1 protein-coding gene is annotated in these 302 nt (G+C 37.4%); it reads right to left on the minus strand.

All coding sequences use genetic code 11. The features are described 5' to 3' along the window. Positions 1-302 (minus strand): hypothetical protein (locus tag D7D25_RS18350; RefSeq protein WP_221408038.1); only part of this gene is annotated, 302 nt, incomplete at both ends.

Raw genomic sequence — 302 nt, forward strand, 5'->3', positions numbered from 1 at the left:
ATTGTCCCATCGTTGAATTCTAAATTTAACCCGGCGGAAACCGACCATTCAGGAGCTCTTGGTAATCGATACAGCAAATCACCTTTCAATTGTGCCGTATATCTGTAGGGTTGTCCATAGTCATTCGGAGAAGATGAGATATCGATTAAATCAGTAGTTCTAATTGAGCCTTGCTTCCAAGTAATAATATCTTTTCTCTCATAAGAGCGATTATAAGGCTCCCCAACATCTGCAACAATATAAGAGTCCGTATACATATAATAGGTATTTGGATTTCTTTCTACAGTAACAGAATTGTTTTG

It is taken from the genome of Proteiniphilum sp. X52, from assembly GCF_003712195.1.
GTDB lineage: Bacteria > Bacteroidota > Bacteroidia > Bacteroidales > Dysgonomonadaceae > Proteiniphilum.